General features: G+C 45.2%; 25 protein-coding genes. 5 read left to right on the forward strand and 20 right to left on the reverse strand.

All coding sequences use genetic code 11. The features are described from left to right. Positions 1–21: 21 nt before the first annotated feature. The 15 genes from nusB to AC58UX_RS23145 form a co-directional block, all read right to left on the reverse strand. Positions 22–483: a transcription antitermination factor NusB gene (nusB, locus tag AC58UX_RS23075; RefSeq protein ID WP_497257053.1), complete on the reverse strand. Its 462-nt coding sequence runs from the start codon at positions 481–483 to the stop codon at positions 22–24. Between the two features lie 118 nt (positions 484–601). Next, positions 602–829: a DUF2273 domain-containing protein gene (locus tag AC58UX_RS23080; protein WP_497257055.1), complete on the reverse strand. Its 228-nt coding sequence runs from the start codon at positions 827–829 to the stop codon at positions 602–604. 14 nt (positions 830–843) lie between these two features. Continuing rightward, entirely contained in the window at positions 844–1,404 is a 561-nt protein-coding gene (gene amaP / locus AC58UX_RS23085; protein WP_497257057.1) for an alkaline shock response membrane anchor protein AmaP, read from the reverse strand. 85 nt (positions 1,405–1,489) lie between these two features. Then, complete coding sequence (locus AC58UX_RS23090; RefSeq protein ID WP_497257058.1) at positions 1,490–1,903, reverse strand: Asp23/Gls24 family envelope stress response protein; 414 nt, start codon at positions 1,901–1,903, stop codon at positions 1,490–1,492. A gap of 154 nt (positions 1,904–2,057) precedes the next feature. Next, a complete protein-coding gene (gene accC, locus AC58UX_RS23095; protein WP_497257060.1) occupies positions 2,058–3,416 on the reverse strand; it encodes an acetyl-CoA carboxylase biotin carboxylase subunit in 1,359 nt (452 codons plus the stop codon). Between the two features lie 66 nt (positions 3,417–3,482). Continuing rightward, positions 3,483–3,980: an acetyl-CoA carboxylase biotin carboxyl carrier protein gene (accB, locus tag AC58UX_RS23100; RefSeq protein ID WP_497257062.1), complete on the reverse strand. Its 498-nt coding sequence runs from the start codon at positions 3,978–3,980 to the stop codon at positions 3,483–3,485. 155 nt (positions 3,981–4,135) lie between these two features. Then, positions 4,136–4,864, reverse strand: a complete 729-nt coding sequence (locus AC58UX_RS23105; RefSeq protein WP_497257064.1) for a SpoIIIAH-like family protein — start codon at positions 4,862–4,864, stop codon at positions 4,136–4,138. 40 nt (positions 4,865–4,904) lie between these two features. Then, a complete protein-coding gene (gene spoIIIAG, locus AC58UX_RS23110) occupies positions 4,905–5,546 on the reverse strand; it encodes a stage III sporulation protein AG (protein WP_497257066.1) in 642 nt (213 codons plus the stop codon). Positions 5,547–5,550: 4 nt separating this feature from the next. After that, the gene (gene spoIIIAF, locus AC58UX_RS23115) at positions 5,551–6,294 is read right to left on the reverse strand and encodes a stage III sporulation protein AF (protein ID WP_497257067.1); all 744 of its coding nucleotides are present in this window, start codon (positions 6,292–6,294) and stop codon (positions 5,551–5,553) included. A gap of 13 nt (positions 6,295–6,307) precedes the next feature. Beyond that, on the reverse strand, positions 6,308–7,507 hold the full coding sequence (gene spoIIIAE / locus AC58UX_RS23120; protein ID WP_497257068.1) for a stage III sporulation protein AE: 1,200 nt from the start codon (positions 7,505–7,507) through the stop codon (positions 6,308–6,310). 25 nt (positions 7,508–7,532) lie between these two features. After that, positions 7,533–7,922 carry a stage III sporulation protein AD gene (spoIIIAD, locus tag AC58UX_RS23125; RefSeq protein WP_497257069.1) on the reverse strand — a complete coding sequence of 130 codons (390 nt, stop codon included), beginning with the start codon at positions 7,920–7,922 and terminating at the stop codon, positions 7,533–7,535. A gap of 9 nt (positions 7,923–7,931) precedes the next feature. Next, on the reverse strand, positions 7,932–8,135 hold the full coding sequence (spoIIIAC, locus tag AC58UX_RS23130; protein ID WP_056614718.1) for a stage III sporulation protein AC: 204 nt from the start codon (positions 8,133–8,135) through the stop codon (positions 7,932–7,934). Positions 8,136–8,192: 57 nt separating this feature from the next. Continuing rightward, positions 8,193–8,711, reverse strand: a complete 519-nt coding sequence (gene spoIIIAB / locus AC58UX_RS23135) for a stage III sporulation protein SpoIIIAB (RefSeq protein WP_497257272.1) — start codon at positions 8,709–8,711, stop codon at positions 8,193–8,195. Next, positions 8,711–9,700 (reverse strand): stage III sporulation protein AA, encoded by a 990-nt coding sequence (gene spoIIIAA / locus AC58UX_RS23140; RefSeq protein ID WP_497257070.1) that lies wholly within the window; start codon positions 9,698–9,700, stop codon positions 8,711–8,713. Before spoIIIAA ends, spoIIIAB begins: the two co-directional genes overlap by 1 nt. A gap of 72 nt (positions 9,701–9,772) precedes the next feature. After that, the gene (locus tag AC58UX_RS23145) at positions 9,773–10,063 is read right to left on the reverse strand and encodes a YqhV family protein (protein WP_497257071.1); all 291 of its coding nucleotides are present in this window, start codon (positions 10,061–10,063) and stop codon (positions 9,773–9,775) included. A gap of 104 nt (positions 10,064–10,167) precedes the next feature. Here AC58UX_RS23145 and comA point away from each other — a divergent pair, with 104 nt between their 5' ends. From comA to AC58UX_RS23160, 3 genes are all read left to right on the forward strand, one after another. Next, a complete protein-coding gene (gene comA, locus AC58UX_RS23150) occupies positions 10,168–10,971 on the forward strand; it encodes a phosphosulfolactate synthase (RefSeq protein WP_497257072.1) in 804 nt (267 codons plus the stop codon). Between the two features lie 4 nt (positions 10,972–10,975). Further along, the gene (locus AC58UX_RS23155) at positions 10,976–11,695 is read left to right on the forward strand and encodes a 2-phosphosulfolactate phosphatase (RefSeq protein WP_497257073.1); all 720 of its coding nucleotides are present in this window, start codon (positions 10,976–10,978) and stop codon (positions 11,693–11,695) included. 81 nt (positions 11,696–11,776) lie between these two features. Further along, the gene (locus tag AC58UX_RS23160) at positions 11,777–12,241 is read left to right on the forward strand and encodes a DUF441 domain-containing protein (RefSeq protein ID WP_497257074.1); all 465 of its coding nucleotides are present in this window, start codon (positions 11,777–11,779) and stop codon (positions 12,239–12,241) included. Positions 12,242–12,251: 10 nt separating this feature from the next. Here AC58UX_RS23160 and AC58UX_RS23165 read toward each other — a convergent pair whose 3' ends face one another. The 5 genes from AC58UX_RS23165 to AC58UX_RS23185 form a co-directional block, all read right to left on the reverse strand. Then, on the reverse strand, positions 12,252–13,508 hold the full coding sequence (locus AC58UX_RS23165; RefSeq protein WP_497257075.1) for an aspartate kinase: 1,257 nt from the start codon (positions 13,506–13,508) through the stop codon (positions 12,252–12,254). 132 nt (positions 13,509–13,640) lie between these two features. Beyond that, the gene (gene efp, locus AC58UX_RS23170) at positions 13,641–14,204 is read right to left on the reverse strand and encodes an elongation factor P (protein ID WP_497257076.1); all 564 of its coding nucleotides are present in this window, start codon (positions 14,202–14,204) and stop codon (positions 13,641–13,643) included. 15 nt (positions 14,205–14,219) lie between these two features. Continuing rightward, positions 14,220–15,293 carry a M24 family metallopeptidase gene (locus AC58UX_RS23175; RefSeq protein WP_497257077.1) on the reverse strand — a complete coding sequence of 358 codons (1,074 nt, stop codon included), beginning with the start codon at positions 15,291–15,293 and terminating at the stop codon, positions 14,220–14,222. An 18-nt stretch (positions 15,294–15,311) separates the two neighbouring features. After that, complete coding sequence (gene aroQ, locus AC58UX_RS23180; RefSeq protein ID WP_497257078.1) at positions 15,312–15,743, reverse strand: type II 3-dehydroquinate dehydratase; 432 nt, start codon at positions 15,741–15,743, stop codon at positions 15,312–15,314. A gap of 79 nt (positions 15,744–15,822) precedes the next feature. Next, complete coding sequence (locus tag AC58UX_RS23185; protein ID WP_497257079.1) at positions 15,823–16,362, reverse strand: YqhR family membrane protein; 540 nt, start codon at positions 16,360–16,362, stop codon at positions 15,823–15,825. Between the two features lie 150 nt (positions 16,363–16,512). Between AC58UX_RS23185 and AC58UX_RS23190 the strand changes: the two genes are divergently transcribed. Continuing rightward, positions 16,513–17,403: a DUF1385 domain-containing protein gene (locus AC58UX_RS23190; protein WP_497257274.1), complete on the forward strand. Its 891-nt coding sequence runs from the start codon at positions 16,513–16,515 to the stop codon at positions 17,401–17,403. Then, positions 17,400–17,657, forward strand: a complete 258-nt coding sequence (locus AC58UX_RS23195) for a hypothetical protein (RefSeq protein ID WP_497257080.1) — start codon at positions 17,400–17,402, stop codon at positions 17,655–17,657. Before AC58UX_RS23190 ends, AC58UX_RS23195 begins: the two co-directional genes overlap by 4 nt. Positions 17,658–17,659: the final 2 nt, after the last annotated feature.

Raw genomic sequence — 17,659 nt, forward strand, 5'->3', positions numbered from 1 at the left:
TGAAAGTAAAATGCACCGTGATTATTGTGTACGCAAAACTTTTTCTTTCAACTCTTCGATTTCTTTAATCATCTTCCCGAGCACTCCATTTACGAATTTCCCTGATTCCTCTGTGCCATAATGCTTGGCCAAATCGATCGCTTCATTGACAACAACTTTCGGCGGTACGTCATCACGATACAGCATCTCATATGCAGCAAGGCGCAGCACTTCCCGATCAATCCGAGACAACCTGTCCATTGCCCAGCCCTTTAAGTACTCCTCTAGCAACTCGTCGATGTTTACTTTGTTCTTGTAAGTCCCTTCAACAAGCTCAACGATGTAGACCGGATCTATCTTATCTCCGGAGAAATCCAACTGCGATTCATTATCATGTTCAGCTTCATGAATAGCGATTTGAACTGCCTCCTGAGGAGTAGCCTCATTCATTTGGATTTGATATAAGCTTTGTATAGCAATTTCACGTGCGACTCTGCGTTTCATTCTGTTCCTCCTAAGCGTTTCGCTCCAGCAAAACGACTTCTCCTAAAAACTCTTTCTCTTAGTATACGTCAAATTGGAGCCAATCCAAACAAAAAAATCCATGGTTGAACCAGGGATTTTAGCGAAACATTCTCCATTTTTGTGTGAGATAGCGCCAAATGTCTTCTAACATGACGAAACTTTCCTTACGATCCAGCTTATTCCCAACATAAAAACCTACAAGTACAATGAATCCAAAGATCAACATATCCCAAAAACCAAAAAACAAATAAATAAAACCGAAGAAAATACCTGCTGTTACTCCGATTACTTTGCCCCTATGGAATTTCCATAGTTCATCCCACATATGTGGATTCACCTCTATTCGACCCGGCTTTTAAACGTTGGGGCAGATTGCACGATGTTCGCTACGAATACCGTTACGGAAGCTACAGGAATACCGGTAATATCTTCTATGTAACTTTTCACTGTACCTTGCATGTCTTCAGTCAGTTCTGGAATCGAGCTTTCGCCGTCTACAATCGTTCTAATTGTAATTTCCAGCCCGGATTGATTCACTCTAACACGTGCACGCAGATCTTTCGCACCTTTCGTGCGGCCCGCGGCTTTCAGGGATAAATTCTCAACCGTCTCGATGGAGATACGAATATCGCCAAAATCGGTACGTTGATCAATCGACGGAGCCTGGGAACGTCCGCGACGAAGCGTTACGACCAAGAAACGCACAGAAATCAGCAGCATGATCAAACTGATGATAATGCCCGGATAGGCGTAGCTCTTCTCGTAATAAAAATGACTAAGCGTTTGACTTGCTTGATCGCGTGGGATCCAGCTAGATGCTGTGAACAATACAATGATCGATGCGACGAATATAATCAGGCTATAGAAAAGTAGTAAGAGCCTGTCCACAATTTTACCCACTACGCTTGTCCCCTTCCTAAGTTAGAGGAAACCCCCTGCAACCTGTAGGGGGTTTCAATTGATCCATATGGCTCAGCTTTACCGCCTATTTCACACGTTGGGCAGCCGCTGGTTCTTCGTCAATCGGTTTATCCGCCTGCTTGAAATGAACATCATGAATATGCACATTCACTTCAACAACATTCAATCCTGTCATCGATTCGATGGCTTGTTTCACATTGTTCTGAATGTCATTAGCAACTTCAGGAATACGATTGCCGTATTCGATAATGATGGAGACGTCAATGGCAGCTTCACGTTGTCCGACCTCTACCTTTACGCCTTTGGACAAATTCTTGCGTCCAAGCAATTCAGCAATGCCGCCAGCTAATCCGCCACTCATCCCCGCTACACCTTGCACTTCCACCGTTGCCAAACCGGCAATGATTTCGATAACCTCGGGGGCAATCTGGATGCTGCCCATGTCTGTCTTGACGTAATCCGGAGCGATTGTGCTCATTGTGGCACCTCCTAAAATGGTTGTGAAGCATACTTGCTTCGTAATCATAAGTTAAAAAAGTTTTGTGCCAGAAAAGCTGGCACTGAAATAAATGGGATAAGCCATCTTAATTTATTAGTATAACATTTTGGCAAAAATATGACAAATGTTTGTCTTACGATTCTGGATCGTTCACATCGTGCTCTTCCAAGAACTTAATATCATGGTCACCCTTGATAAATTTCTTGTGTTCAAGCAGCTTCAAGTGAAAAGGAATCGTCGTGTTCACACCATCAACCGCGAACTCATTGAGCGCACGTTTCATGCGGTTAATTGCTTCATCACGCGTACTTCCCCAAACAATAAGCTTCGCGATCATGGAATCATAATGTGGCGGAATGGAATACCCTGGGTACACCGCACTATCCACACGCACGCCGAAGCCGCCTGGCGGCAAATAAAATTTCACTTGCCCTGGAGATGGCATGAAGTTTCGATTCGGATCTTCTGCATTCACACGACATTCGATTGCCCAGCCGTTGATGCGGACGTCGTCTTGTCGGAATGACAGCGGATTACCTTCAGCTACGCGAATCATTTCTTGAATGATATCGATACCTGTAATCATTTCTGTTACCGGATGTTCAACTTGGATCCGTGTGTTCATTTCCATAAAGTAAAAATTACCGTCTGGACCTAATAGGAATTCAAGTGTTCCCGCTCCGGAATAATTAACTGCCTTCGCTGCACGTACAGCTGCTTGCCCCATCGCTTTACGTGTTTCTTCTGTAAGGATCGGACAAGGCGCTTCTTCAACAAGCTTCTGTCTCCGACGTTGTACAGAGCAATCACGTTCGCCTAAGTGAACAACGTTGCCATGCTTATCAGCAAGGATTTGGATCTCAACATGCTTCATGCCTGTTAAGTACTTCTCCAAGTAAATGCCTGCATTTCCAAAAGCATTCTGAGCTTCTTGCTGAGCAGCCGTAATCTGTTGAACGAGTGTTTCCTCGTTTTCAGCAATACGAATACCTTTGCCTCCGCCGCCTGCTGTCGCTTTGATAATAATTGGATAACCGATATCGCGTGCGATAACCACGGCATCCTCAATATCCTCAACCAAACCGTCGGATCCCGGAATAATCGGAACTCGCGCTTCTTTCATCGTTTGCTTCGCAACAGCCTTATCCCCCATCCGGGAGATAGCGTCAGGTGAAGGTCCGATGAACGTGATATTACAGCTCTCGCAAATTTCTGCGAAGTCAGCATTTTCAGCTAGGAAGCCGTATCCTGGATGAATGGCATCACATTCCGTTAATGTGGCTACGCTCATCAGGTTGGTGAAGTTCAAATAGCTGTCCTTGGATGCTGTCGGTCCGATGCAGTATGCTTCATCCGCCAAACGAACATGCAAAGCTTCCCGGTCTGCTTCCGAGTAAACAGCAACCGTATAAATTCCTAGCTCGCGGCATGCTCGGATAATACGAACCGCAATCTCGCCGCGGTTCGCAATTAGAATTTTTTGAAATTTCATGATTTGCCCTCCTAAGCGCTCTTCCTGAGAAAAGCTTGCGTTGTCAGCCTAAGCTTGCAAACGCAACTACTCCGGTCTAACCAAAAATAAAGGTTGTCCGTATTCTACTAGTTGTCCATTTTCAACGAGAACTTCAACGATCTCGCCTTTGATTTCAGCTTCGATTTCATTCATTAATTTCATAGCTTCCACAATACAAACGACCGTCTTGTCATTCACTTTAGAGCCAGCGCTTACGAAAGGCGCAGCGCCTGGCGAAGCGGATTGATAGAACGTTCCTACCATCGGAGATACGATCTTATGTAAAGATGAATCCTCTTGCTTGGCTTGTCCGTTAGTATGTACGGATGCTTCAATAGCAGCGGAAGCAGGTACTGTATTTGCATAGTTAGGTTGTGCCATTGGTGCATATGTGTGTTGAACTGGGGCGGATACATAGACAGGCTCCGCTTTATTCGGCTTACGAATCGAAAGGCGCGCACCTTCATTTTCAATTTCCAGCTCTTGTAAAGAGGATTGATCGACGAGTTTAATTAACTCTTTGATTTCACTCAATTTAAACATTCAAGTCACTCCTTTAGACGTTGGTGAATCCTTAAAAATGCGTTTTCATAGCCGCAACGTATGTATTATACCCATAAACGCACGAAATGGAAAGAGTCCAGTTTATCCGGACCCTTTCCACCACCATTTTGAGTACCCTAAACTTTGTTCGAATACTATGGACGTACGTACTGAATCTTGATATTTTCAGGTGTTGCACCCAGCTCTTTCACAACCATATCGACGATAGTTACGCCTTGGCTTTTTTCCAATTTATCCGCTTGAACCGTTACTTTCCACTTGCTGCCGTCTTGATTAATAACCGCTTGCGGGTAATCTTGAATGAGCAAATCTTGTAGATTTTCAATTTTTTCTTGCAGATCTGTCAACGCAGACAAATCGTTTGTTGCTTTCGCTACCGCTTCAGGCGTTTTCTTGGAATCCAAGATAATTGTCATCAAATCTGTCGAAACTTTGCTGAAGTAATTGTTTTGTTTCACTTGTTCATTTGTGAAATAATCGTTGGCCGATGTCGTTTTCGCTTGCTCTTCAACTTGCTTCAAGACTTGTTCGTCTGTTTTAGTTGTTGTTGGCTTCGTTGCATCTTTTGTCGTCGTTTTGGAGGCATCTTGCGTCGTTGTTGCTTTTGTGTCGGTTTTTGTCGAAGTTTGCGGTGTTGTCGATTTTGTGTCAGTTTGTGCGCCCGTTGTTTTCACATCTGTTTTAGCACCTGTAACTGGATCCACTTGACTCATGTCGATTTTCACTTCTTGCGTTTTAGTGATGGCATCCGTAGATGCGAGATCCAGCTTATTTACATCCTCTGTGAATAGATAATACGCGGACAGCACCACCATCAAGCTAAGCATCGATACGAGCCAAATTGTTTGTCTTTTTGCATTCATTGTTTATTCCTCCTTAGAATAGTTAGATAATTTCCTGATTTTATTCCCCTGTTTTGCGTGGTAAAATCGAAATTTTACTAGCTTGAACGTCCATTCCTCGCTCAACGGCTTCCATAATCATTTTCTTCACCGTGAGATTTTCGGCGCCTTTCGCAACAACAATGACACCTCTGATTTTGGGTTTAATGTATTTGAGCACAAGCGGCTTCTGGTCACCTGACACTTGATAAATCACGACTTCGCCGCTCCGCGTTACCTGGGATACGTTGCGTGTTGCTCCACCATTGTCTCGTTCTGTCGTCATGGTCTGATTGTCGTTATAATTTTTGTCAACGGTCATTTCCTCCGTAGATTCAATGGTAACGAGTACTTCCACCTCGCCGACACCGACGATTTTTTGCAGGATGCTCTTCAGCTGGTCGCCATAAGCTTGCTCGTAATCATGAAAGCCTGTGCTATCCTTGGACGAGCTTCCTACAAATGCTGCTTTACTCTCGGGCGGAGGAGACGCTCTACCTGTGCTGATGGGATCCAGTTCTTTTACATTTATAAAGGCGTTTAATATCATTAGCGCAGCTCCTAAAAGCCCTACCATGATGACCCACAATAACGTATTTTTACGTTTAGGCCCTCCTGGTCCGCCGCCGAATTTGTGCTCCATCCATTGCAGCAATGTTCCCATCCATTCACCTCGCCATCCATCCTTTACTTTGTGCTGTTCCGATTTCGATTTTGGCTGGATCCACAAGCCAGTTTCGTGAAATCCCTTGCTTGAGCTGGTCCATCTCTTGCGCACTAGGAATTGCACGATCCGTTGACTCGGCACGGCCTTCTGTACTTGCCATACGATCTTGCGCTGTCGCGGCAGAACCGATTTTGATTGGCTCCACAGGCTTGACTGGCTCCATCGCAGCAATGCTTTTGCTTGTATTTGCCGGTTGCTTCTTCATTTCTATATCATCAAGGGTTACCTTCACATTGGTTATGCTGGGCTTCCCGTTATTGTCTACCTGCACTTGCACTAGAACTTCTTGGATTGGCCATTCTGTTTGTTTCTGCAAGTCTTCTTTCATTAAGGCAGCTAATTGCGTCTGTACCAATTGTTGTGTTTTCTTGTGTTCGGCATCTTGAATCTTGTTCGCATCTTTCGAGATGGCTTCCAAAGATTTCATTTGCGTCTGATTGCCAAAGCTTCCGGCAAGCATCGTTTTCTCACTCTGCGACTTCTCCGCTTGACTCAGCAGCTGGTCCATATCCCAGTCTTTCTGAAAGAGCTGAAGCACAGGGGTGAGCAGCGTCAGTAGAATAAAGAGACTCAAAACCGTCTTCACATACCGCTGCATCGTATTGCTGGGGAGTAGAAGATCAACAAACGTCGCAAGCATTATGACCATAATGACGGTTTTCAGCCATCCTGCTAACCAATCCATCGCTGGGCTCCTTTCACCTCATCATGACGGAAACATTGCTAATCGTGATCATTATTGTCAGGGCCAAGAAGAACATTAAGCTTACGGCTGCCAAGGCAGCAAAAACATAAATCAAGCTTTTACCGATCGTTTGTAGACAAGCAATGATTGGACTGTCCCCCAAGGGCTGCATCAGTGCCGCTGACAGGTTGTAGATGAAAGCCAGCGTTAAGATTTTGATCGCCGGAAACGCACACAAGAGAACGAGGATGACGACACCTACGAGTCCTATCGCATTTTTAACCAGTAAGGATGCCCCGATGACCGTTTCTGTCGCGTCTGAAAATAATCGACCTACGACGGGAACGAAATTCCCAGTAATGTATTTTGCCGTTCGAATCGCAACGCCATCTCGTACAGCGCCCGCTGTGCCTTGAATGGAGATGACACCTAGAAAGACTGTTACGAATACACCCAGCATGCTTAAACTGACAGTGCGCAGCAGATTCGCTAATTGGGTCACCTTAAACTTATCGCTAAGCGAGCTGACGATGTGCAGCACTGCCGAGAAGAACAAAAGCGGGAAGACAAACACATAAATGGCTGTACCCACCGAGTGAATCATGAACACGATCAGTGGATGAAGAATGGCGACTGAAGTGACATTTCCCATGGACGCTAGTAATGTGAGCAGCAATGGCATGATGGCGAACATGAATTGGATCATGGACGAAATGGCCGTTTTGGCATACCCGATCGCAACGCTGAAGCTGTTGATCGCGATAATAATGAGCACCATATACGTGATCGTGTAGCCTAGCTTGCTGACCGTGTTTCGTTCAAAGGAGCTTTGCAGCGTCTCCAGAATCATGCTAAAGACGGTCAAAACGACGATCGAAGCCAACAATTTGCCATTGATAATAATTTCATGAAACACATACTTGAGAAGTCCCTTGAAAATACTCTTCATACTAATGCCCTTAGTTCCTAGGAGCAGCTCCATGAAGGTTGGCGTCTTACTTTCTGGGAAATAACCCCCATAGTCCTTCATCAGCTTATCCCAATATTGCTCGACGGGTTCCGTATTCAGACGGTCGGCTTGCTCTTTAATCATGAGATCGGTTGGCGATTCAGCCATTAAGGAGCCCGACAAGCCAAGCCATAAGCCCATGGTCAGTATGAACAGTAAGATCCACCGGTTGTTCAGCTTCTGGTGCGAATAAAGTGGGTACATGCGTGTCACTCCTTAGGTGAATCTACTAAGCAGGGAGTAGTTTAACCACGGTCTCGATAATGACTGTAATGATCGGGATGGCCATGACCATAATGAGCACCTTACCTGCGAGCTCAATTTTGGAGGCAATGGAATCTTGACCGGCATCGCGGACAATCTGTGCGCCAAACTCGGCGATGTACGCAACGCCTATGATCTTCAGAATCGTTTTGAGAAAAACGATGTTGACGTTGGACTTCACCGCTAAATCCTCAAGTACGGCGATGACCGAAGATATTTTACCTATTAAAAACAAGAAAATGACAATGCCCGTAAAAGCGGCTAATAAAAAAGCGAACATTGGTTTCTGTTCCTTGATAATGAGCGTCAATATCGTAACGATGAGTCCTAATCCTACGATTTGGATGATTTCCATCAGACCACCTCATTGGAATAGGAAAATGGTTTTAATTTCTTTAAATAAGTTATCCAGCATACTTACGACCATAAAAAGCACGACCACGAAGCCTATGACCGTGACCCAGTGTGCCATATCCTCTTTTCCCATCTGCTTCAGCACTGAATGGATCATCGCGATGATGATACCGATGCCGGCGATTTGGAAAATGGCATTCACATCTACATTCATTCCTGGCACCTCACTCCGCCTTCAAGGAACTTGTCATGCACGAGTATTTGCTCCCCACTAATACATTAAAATCACAACTAACGCTCCGATTAGGACTCCTAGGCTTTTCCACATTTTCTCGTAGCGCTGCTGCTCATCTCTGGCATCTGATTCTTCCGATTGAAGTTGACTTATCGCCAGCCGTAAATGCTTGATTTGGTCACTCCGATCCGAAAGCCCCAGAACAGGTCCCAATTGAAGGATCACCTCTTGCTCTGCTTGCCGCATGGAGGTGCTTGCCCAGACTTCCTTGACCGTCATTTGCCATAGATCTTTGGTTGATTCGCCGTTATTGACGAGCAACCGTTCCGACATGAGGCGAAATAAGGAAGAAAGCGGATCTACAACCTGCTTGCTTAATGAAGCAAATGCCTCTGGCAGCGGTGTGAGGGCATAGGCAATTTCCGTTTCCATTCGGCCTAGCGCACCTATAAGTCCACGAATTTGCTTTGGTCGCCTAACATAATGAGCCGCCTGCATAAAGCCATACATAGAAGCTGCACCGAAAATGAGAACTCCGCCAACAAATTTCAGCATCACCATCGTCCTTTGCGTTCGTCATACGTCTCAACCAGCTTGCCTTGCTGATCCAGAATCCGAAAGGAAGCAGGCGCCCCTCTCCTACGATGGAGGATCACGAATTTCGTAAACACTCCCTCTTCCATCAACTGCCTGAGTACGGGCCGTCTAAGCACATCTTCATAGTTCGCGCCATGAGCCGTAGCTAGCACACGAATACCTGTGTGGACCGCTTCATGAATCGCAACGGCATCTTCTGTCCGACCGATCTCATCAACGATGAGAACTTCAGGAGAGAGTGAACGGATCATCATCATCATGCCTTCTGCTTTCGGACAACCGTCCAGCACATCCGTGCGTGGACCTAAATCAAATCTCGGTACCCCTTTGACACACGCCGCCAGCTCGGAGCGTTCATCCACAATGCCTACTTTTTTTCCTAAAAGCGTGCTGTGTCTCGCCCCCCATTCGCCTCGACTGATCAGTCTAGCCAGATCGCGAAGCAAAGTGGTTTTTCCTTGCTGAGGCGGGGAGATGATCAGGGTGTGATGAATAGTACCCAAACTTTGATCGACAAGGTACGGTAAAATCTCTTGACCAACTCCTGGAATCTCACGCGCGATACGAATGTTGAAGGAACTCACATCGCGAATCTGCTTCACTTGACCCTGGTCGAGAATGGTGCGACCAGCTAGTCCTACGCGATGACCGCCAGACACCGTGATATACCCTCTTCGCAGTTCTTCCTCAAAGGTGTAAAGCGAATGATTCGTTAATATTTCTAGCAGTGTCAGACAATCTTGCCTAGTCGGCTTGTACGCCTGCGCTTCTTGGGTAATCATCTGCCCTCGCTCACTGATGAAGGCATAGCGATCGGCCCAGCTGATTTCAAGGGGACGCGACTCTCTCACCCTGATTTCTTCCACGCTAGCTTGTACGTTCGGTGGAAGCTCGCTTAACAGAAATCGGATGTTCTGGGGCAACAAGTGTGTAATACTCGCTAGCATTGGGGGACATCCCTCCAAGTTGTCCAGTCTTCTATATTCATTTCTATGCTTACTAGAAAGAAATATGACCGATTACTTTTTAATAATCCCAATAAACAAACAACAGACCCCAGCAATGATCCACAGCATCTTTCCATATGATAGTTTGTCTGCTATGCCTACTAAACCTATCGTTGTCGTTGTTAATAGTACTAGAGGACCTACTAGTGCTAGAGCTGAATTCACCAGCAGCGCTTTCTCAATGGTTGCCAGCCTGAGCATAAGAATAGCGGCAATAATTTCGATACTCCCGGACATCAACCGCAAGGAAGCCATCGTTAGCACGATTTTGTTCAAAAATATCACCTCCTTTTCACCTACCATATGCGAGCTCGTCTCATTTTAGGCATGCTGGGCACCTCCATTTGTGCTCATGCATATGCTGTACACATAATTGAACCTTCGAAGGACAGTGAGGAGAAAGACTGATGGAAGTGACCTCTCATTTGAAATGGAACCCCGTTTTAGCTGACCCTACAGGACAACGGCAGCCTAAACCAAGATCGTTGGGGAAAACAATGGTGATGGATAAAGGACTCGGCATGCTTGCCTTCCAAGACTTACTCCACACCTCAGGTGCGCATGTGGATATGATCAAGCTTGGTTTCGGCACATCGCCGCTCTATCCGCAAGCCGTGCTGAGAAGCAAAATTAACCTAGCCAAAGAGAATAACATTCTCATTTACCCCGGGGGTACTTTTCTGGAAGTTGCTGTACAACAGAATGCCGTAGACTCTTTTTTTGACATGATCCTTGCACTCGGATTTAATGGCGTTGAAATATCGGACGGTACCATTCAAATGGATCGTAGACAGCGGAATGAGCTGATTGCCAGAGGTTTGGCCGAAGGGCTAGAAGTGGTTACGGAGTATGGAAAGAAAGGCTGGGGCTCCTCAATTGAATTAGGGGAATTAATTGACACTGTCTTAATTGATTCCGAACTAGGCGCCTCCCTTGTCACGATTGAGGCACGTGAATCTGGCATGGGTGTAGGTATTTTCGATGGGAACGGAAAATGTAAGGATGAGGAACTGCAAAGCGTGCTTGCATCCATCTCAGGAGACCAGCTCCTATGGGAAGCCCCGCTGAAATCCCAGCAGGTGCATTTGATTAACTCGCTGGGTCCGGATATTCATTTGGGCAATATTTCGCCAGATGAGGTTATTGCGTTAGAAGCGTTGAGGAGAGGACTGCGTTCTGACACGTTGTCCCTGTGTAACAGAAAGGAATAGAACCATGCATATCGAGGTGATCGCAACTATCTGCGAAGCAAGAAGTGACGAGTTTCTCCATAAGACCGTCATTGTCGTTGATGTTTTACGTGCGACAAGCACAATCATCACCGCATTGATGAATGGCTGCAAGGGCGTAGTCCCTGTAGAGACGGTTATAAAAGCGAAGGAATTAGCGCGCGATGGCGATTTACTCGGAGGGGAGCGCTATTGCAAAAAAATCCCTGGCTTTGATTTTGGCAATTCACCGCTGGAATACACGCGTACAGCGGTACAAGGCAAACGCATTATATTAACAACGACAAATGGCACCAGAGGCATTCAAAAGGCGATTAAGGCCGATCGCGTACTCGCTGGTGCGATTATGAACGCCAGCGCTATTGCAGGGGCCGCAATCGAACTTAAACGAGATACCGTGATCGTCTGTGCAGGTACACAGGATGTCTTTTCATTAGAGGACGGCTTGTGCGCGGGCTTTATCGTGAATGAAATCGCAGCCTTATTAGGGGAGAACAACATGCTCACGAATGATTTCGGCCTGGCTATGCGCGGAAGCTATCTCCAAGCCAAGGATCGATTATTCGAAACCATACTCGCCTGCAGCAATGGTAAAAAAATGAAAAAGTCCGGCTTCCTCGCGGACGTCGAACTTTGCAGTAAAGCGAATAGTACAGATTGTGTTCCCGTGCTGGAGCATGATCAGATGGTTCCCTTCCAACGATAGATAGAGTTCACCTGCGTTCTAAATACAAGCCCCCTTCATAAACTAAATTGACGACACTGATGAGGACGAGGGGTTTTGTTCATGAACGGTGATATGCTCTTAGTTATTCTCATTATTATTGGACTCGTAGGCCGTTCTCCCATTATTACGACCGCGGCATGTCTTTTACTTGCTGTTAAACTAATTGGTCTCCAGCGCTATTTTCCAACGATGGAGCGCAAAGGGCTTGAGTTTGGCTTGCTCTTCCTGACCATTGGCGTATTAATCCCATTTGCCAGTGACCGAATCTCGATGAAAGATATCCTATCCGTCTTTACAACTTGGCCAGGGATCATTGCCCTTATAGGCGGAGCGATTGCTACTTATATGAATGGAAAAGGCTTGGAGCTACTAAAAGTAGACCCACAATTAATTGTGGGTCTAGTCCTTGGTTCTATATTTGGCATCTTATTTATGCGCGGTATTCCGGTAGGTCCATTAATGGCTGCCGGCATAACGGCATTTTTATTGAAGCTTGCTTATTTTATTGCAGACAAGCTCCATTAAGCTTGCAAAATTATCTGCGATCTTCTGGTCCACCAACGAAAGCTTGCACCGCAGTGTCCAAGCCGTATGCTGTGTGAAGCGCACGGATCACATCGGTTAGGTTCGCATTGTCAATGACGCAAGACATTTTAATCTCGGATGTACTTACTAGGGAGATTGTGATGCCAAGATCAGAAATCACTTTGAACATGGTAGCTGCTACGCCTGGTGAGCTCACCATTCCAGCGCCAACAATTGAAACCTTCACAAGATTCACTTCGGAAGTCACTTCACGGAAGCCTACTTCAGCGCGAATTTGTTCGATAACATCAAGTGCTTTCTCACGATCAGCTAACGTTGTTGTGAAAGAGAAATCAGCAGATCCGTTAATGACACCGCTTTGTACGATGATATCAACGTCAATTTGCACCTCAGCAAGTGCTAGGAAAACCTTCGCAAGCTGACCTGGCTTCTCAGGAACACCCAGAATACTAATTCTTGCTACATTTTTGTCATATGCGATGCCACGAACGACGATTCCTTGCTCCATCACTGCTTCCTCCTTCACGTTGGTGCCTTCATTGTAATTAAAGCTTGAACGTACCACGAGGGTCACGTTGTAATTTTTCGCATACTCAACTGCTCGCGGATGAAGTACTGCAGCTCCAAGGTTAGCAAGCTCAAGCATCTCATCATAGGAAATCTCAGCCAGTTTTCTAGCAACTTTCACGATACGAGGATCTGTTGAATAAATCCCGTCTACATCGGTATAAATTTCACAGAGATCCGCTTTGATTGCTGCAGCAAGTGCAACTGCCGTTGTATCAGAACCACCGCGGCCTAGTGTTGTAATCTCGCCTGCTTCCGTCATCCCTTGGAATCCGGCAACAATCACGACATTCCCCTGCTCGATCGCATTCAATACACGCTGAGGCTGAATATCGGTAATTCTCGCTTTACCGTGGACAGGCTCTGTGAAAATCCCACTTTGCCATCCGGTGTACGAAACCGCTTGTTCACCAAGATTATGTATCGCCATCGATAAAAGTGCTACAGAAACTTGCTCACCCGTCGTCAACAACATATCCATTTCACGAGCCGGAGGGGCTCCATCGTAAATTTGCTTAGACAAGTCGATCAAATCATCCGTTGTATCGCCCATCGCAGAAACGACAACTACACAGCTGTGACCAGCTTGTTTGCGCTCCACGATTCTTTTTGCAACTCGTTTCATTCGCTCCGCATCACCGACAGAGCTACCGCCAAATTTCATCACTATAAGAGACAAAGCTGACCCACTCCTAACGCATACTAGTGCATAACAATTCAATATTATAGCATATAATTGGCGGACTGTGCTAAGAAAAGAAAAAAAGCCTTTCGAACTCATTGGAGTCAGAAAGGCTTTTTTCATTCATGATTAGTTGCTCGCGCGGGAAAGGTATTTACCGTCATCTGTATCAACGGAAAGTACATCGCCTTCGTTAATGAAAAGTGGCACCATGACATTAAGACCTGTTTCCACTTTCGCATTTTTCAAAGCGCCTTGAGATGTGTTACCTTTTACGCTTGGCTCTGTTTCAACAACTTTCAAATCAACGCTTTTCGGTAGGTTAATCCCAAGAATTTCACCTTGATAGCTCATGATTTTAATGTTCATGTTTTCGATTAGGAAGTTCAATTCCCATTTCAATTGCTCGTGGGCAAGCGTAATTTGGTCAAACGTTTCCGTATCCATGAACGTATACTCGTCGCCAGCAGCGTACAAGTATTGCATTTCACGGTTCTCGATATGAGCACGTCCAACGTTCTCACCTGCGCGGAATGTACGCTCAACTGTGTTGCCGTTGCGTAGGTTTTTCAGCTTGGAGCGCACGAATGCAGCACCTTTACCTGGTTTTACGTGTTGGAAATCTAGAACTGTAAAAATGTCATGCTCAACTTCAATTGTTAGACCTGTTTTAAAATCGTTTACTGATATCACTTGTAAATCCCTCCGCTAGTCAATGATAAGAAAATCTTTGGTAGAATGTGTAAGTATTTTAATGCCTGTCTCAGTAATTACTACGTCATCCTCAATTCGAACTCCGCCAAAATCAGGGAGATAAATACCAGGTTCAACGGTAACAACCATACCAGGTGCTAAAATCGTTTCTTCGGTTTTCGACACGCGCGGAGATTCGTGAACCTCCATACCTAGCCCATGCCCGGTCCCGTGACCGAAATAATCGCCATAGCCGCGCTTTACAATGACATCGCGAGCGAAAGCATCGCCTTCTCTGCCTGTAATGCCCGGTTTAAGGTTTGCCAAGCAATTCAACTGCGCTTCCAGAACAATATCATAAATTTCTCTATGCTTGTCCGTCGGCTTTCCTAGCATAACCGTTCTAGTGATATCAGAGCAATAACCTTTATAATACGCTCCAAAATCCAATTTGACAAATTCGTTCATTTGGAGAATACGATTACTTGCTTTGCCGTGAGGCAATGCCGAACGCTCACCGGATGCCACGATCGTCTCGAAGGACGTCGAAGTACCTCCATTTTTACGAATAAACACTTCAATTTCAAGTGCGATATCTAATTCTTTGACACCTGGTTTAATGAAGTTAAGGATATGCGAGAAGGTTGCATCGGCCAAATCAGCCGCTTCCTGCATCACTTGAAGTTCAGCCTCATCCTTCACCATACGAATCACTTCAACGAGACGTGATGTAGGCACAAACTCAATGCCTGGCAGCCCTTGTTGATAGTTTAAGAAATCACCATAGGAAACGTCGCTTTGTTCGAAACCAAGCTTCTTGATCCCTTGCTGCTGCAAGAGCTCAGCTACGGTATCGATCGCCTTAGCTTTATGTTCAACCACTTCAAACAATTTGGCTTGCTGCGGCGCTTGCGTCATATAACGGAAATCGGTTAATAAAATGGCACGGTCTAATGTAATAAGTACATAGCCAGAAGAACCAGTGAAACCAGATACATATGTACGGTTATATGCGTTCGTGATGAGTAGTGCCGGTAAATCCTGCTGTTGCATAACCTCGCGAAGACGTTCAATACGTTTCTCCTGCATCGAAATCACCATTCTTTCTTACAGATGGGGTAGTAAAGCTCGCAAACCAAGCGCATAGCTGTCAGCGCCAAATCCACAAATTTGACCAATTACAACGGGTGCGATGACCGAATGATGACGAAATTCCTCACGTTTATGAATATTCGAAATATGAACTTCTACCGTAGGCAATTGAACCGTAGATAGCGCATCGCGAATCGCATAGCTGTAATGCGTAAAGGCGCCTGGATTGATAAGAATGCCATCCTTCGTACCATACGCTTCGTGGATTTTATCGATAATCTCGCCTTCATGGTTAGATTGGAAGCTCTCCAATTCGATCGAAAGCTCAGTCCCCAGTTCATGCAAACCCTCGATGATGGTGGAAAGCGTGACGGTTCCATATACGCCAGGTTCACGTATGCCAAGCATATTCAAATTCGGACCATTCAAAACTAGAACCCTTTTCAATTGGAAATCCTCCCGCAACAATCGTCATAGGCAACTAGCTAGTTAGAGCTAATTAACCTTTGATATTTTACCATAAGTTTCATGTCTTGGGTATAGCCTCTGTTGTCCTAGCACTTGTATATTCAATCGCAATGGAGTACCCAATAAACATGCCCCATACGAGAAATAAACAGAAATCACTAATGATCGTGTTTAACTCTAATTCATTGATCCAATAGACCATCCCCGTAATCGGCCCCACGATGAGGTAGATGATGCCCCACCACACAGCCCCATAGCCGATTCCCCAGAACGGACTGCGCAGCTTCCACATCATTACCATGTAGATAAAGGCGGCGAATATTGAGAATACCGCAAACATGGCCCACCCGATAAACAGTCCCGACCACGTATTAAAAAATTCATGTTTGAAAAATGGTTCAACAAGAAAACCAATTCCTATGGTTGTAAATTTGAAGTAATTTTCGACAATTTTGAGGGCACCCCATATCAGTCCCGCAAAAAAACCGATATATAGCACAAATACCCAGCGATTTGTCTGCTTTTTCTTCGCGGTATGCGCACTTGTCATCTGCCATCTTCCTTTCTCTACCGTTAAGGCTTGTCTTTTCCTTGGCAATCATAGTATGTTCTGTCGCTATCGGTAGCATTCAACTCCTGAATCCGTTACAATAAGAAAGTGATAACTGAATTCGAGAAAGATGAGAAGGTGAATCTTGTGGCAGAACAAAACAGTATATACGGAGGACAAGCCGTCATCGAAGGCGTCATGTTCGCAGGAAGAAATGTGCACGTAACTGCTGTGCGCAAAAAAGACGGTTCCCTTGATTTTTTGGAAGTACCGAAGAAAGAAATTCCGTGGGTTCAAGCACTTAAGAAGATTCCTTTTATTAGGGGAATTGTAGGTATTATCGAGTCCAGTGCCAAAGGTGCACAGCATTTGAATTTCTCGGCAGAGTCGTTCGCAGAGCAAGAAGGTGACGATAACACGGTGAAAAAGGAAGAGAAAGGCGGCATCTTCTCTAGCATCTCGATGGTTTTAGGCGTTGCTTTCGTTGGTGTTCTTTCATTTTTGTTCGGAAAATTCATATTCACCTTAGTGCCAGCCATTATTGAACAGTTTTTGTTTCAAAACGTATTTAGCAATCAAATTCTTCATAATCTTATAGAAGGTGTAATCAAAATCATTTTACTGGTGGGGTACATTTACTTCATCTCCCTTACACCTATGATTAAGAGATTGTTCCAATATCATGGCGCAGAGCATAAAGTCATTAGTGCCTATGAAGCCGGCATGGAACTAACCGTAAGCAATGTTCAAAAGTTCAACACCCTGCATTACCGTTGCGGAAGCAGCTTTATCGTTTTCACCGTTCTGATCGGTGTTGTCATCTACTCCTTCCTGCACTATGACGGTTTGGTCGAGCGTATTGTGCAGCGTTTAATTTTGTTACCATTGGTTATCGGTGTCTCTTATGAAGTATTACGATTTACGAATTCACTTCGTGAAGTACCTGTTCTTCGTTATTTAGGCTATCCAGGGCTTTGGCTTCAATTGCTAACAACCAAGGAGCCTGAAGACAGCCAAGTTGAGGTGTCCATTGCATCATTTAACCGCATGCTAGAAGCGGAAAAACGAATTATGGAGGGACGGGCATGAGAAGAAAGTTTTCCCCAGTTGAGATTGCCATAGGAGTATTGATTGCCATAGGCTTGATCGTTAGTCTGCGTGTATTATTCATTCCTATTCTGGTGCTTGGGGTGATTTTTCTACTTTATAAATTCCCACCTTCCAGTTGGAGGAAACCTTCGATTCCCCGAGGCAATGTAAAAGGTAAAACGAAGAACGCCAAGTTCCGCGTCATCAATGGTACGAAAGATGCAGACAAGGATGATTTTCCAAAGTATCACTAAGT

It is taken from the genome of Paenibacillus sp. J22P90 (assembly GCF_059692195.1).

Bases quoted from the DNA above. Each gene is read 5' to 3' on its own strand.
- nusB (WP_497257053.1), bottom strand. From the start codon at position 483: ATGAAACGCAGAGTCGCACGTGAAATTGCTATACAAAGCTTATATCAA.
- AC58UX_RS23080 (WP_497257055.1), bottom strand. From the start codon at position 829: ATGTGGGATGAACTATGGAAATTCCATAGGGGCAAAGTAATCGGAGTA.
- AC58UX_RS23090 (WP_497257058.1), bottom strand. From the start codon at position 1,903: ATGAGCACAATCGCTCCGGATTACGTCAAGACAGACATGGGCAGCATC.
- accC (WP_497257060.1), bottom strand. From the start codon at position 3,416: ATGAAATTTCAAAAAATTCTAATTGCGAACCGCGGCGAGATTGCGGTT.
- accB (WP_497257062.1), bottom strand. From the start codon at position 3,980: ATGTTTAAATTGAGTGAAATCAAAGAGTTAATTAAACTCGTCGATCAA.
- AC58UX_RS23105 (WP_497257064.1), bottom strand. From the start codon at position 4,864: ATGAATGCAAAAAGACAAACAATTTGGCTCGTATCGATGCTTAGCTTG.
- spoIIIAG (WP_497257066.1), bottom strand. From the start codon at position 5,546: ATGGGAACATTGCTGCAATGGATGGAGCACAAATTCGGCGGCGGACCA.
- spoIIIAF (WP_497257067.1), bottom strand. From the start codon at position 6,294: ATGGATTGGTTAGCAGGATGGCTGAAAACCGTCATTATGGTCATAATG.
- spoIIIAE (WP_497257068.1), bottom strand. From the start codon at position 7,507: ATGTACCCACTTTATTCGCACCAGAAGCTGAACAACCGGTGGATCTTA.
- spoIIIAD (WP_497257069.1), bottom strand. From the start codon at position 7,922: ATGGAAATCATCCAAATCGTAGGATTAGGACTCATCGTTACGATATTG.
- spoIIIAC (WP_056614718.1), bottom strand. From the start codon at position 8,135: ATGAATGTAGATGTGAATGCCATTTTCCAAATCGCCGGCATCGGTATC.
- spoIIIAB (WP_497257272.1), bottom strand. From the start codon at position 8,711: ATGCTGAAATTTGTTGGCGGAGTTCTCATTTTCGGTGCAGCTTCTATG.
- spoIIIAA (WP_497257070.1), bottom strand. From the start codon at position 9,700: ATGCTAGCGAGTATTACACACTTGTTGCCCCAGAACATCCGATTTCTG.
- AC58UX_RS23145 (WP_497257071.1), bottom strand. From the start codon at position 10,063: ATGGTAGGTGAAAAGGAGGTGATATTTTTGAACAAAATCGTGCTAACG.
- comA (WP_497257072.1), top strand. From the start codon at position 10,168: ATGGAAGTGACCTCTCATTTGAAATGGAACCCCGTTTTAGCTGACCCT.
- AC58UX_RS23155 (WP_497257073.1), top strand. From the start codon at position 10,976: ATGCATATCGAGGTGATCGCAACTATCTGCGAAGCAAGAAGTGACGAG.
- AC58UX_RS23160 (WP_497257074.1), top strand. From the start codon at position 11,777: ATGAACGGTGATATGCTCTTAGTTATTCTCATTATTATTGGACTCGTA.
- AC58UX_RS23175 (WP_497257077.1), bottom strand. From the start codon at position 15,293: ATGCAGGAGAAACGTATTGAACGTCTTCGCGAGGTTATGCAACAGCAG.
- AC58UX_RS23190 (WP_497257274.1), top strand. From the start codon at position 16,513: ATGTTCGCAGGAAGAAATGTGCACGTAACTGCTGTGCGCAAAAAAGAC.
- AC58UX_RS23195 (WP_497257080.1), top strand. From the start codon at position 17,400: ATGAGAAGAAAGTTTTCCCCAGTTGAGATTGCCATAGGAGTATTGATT.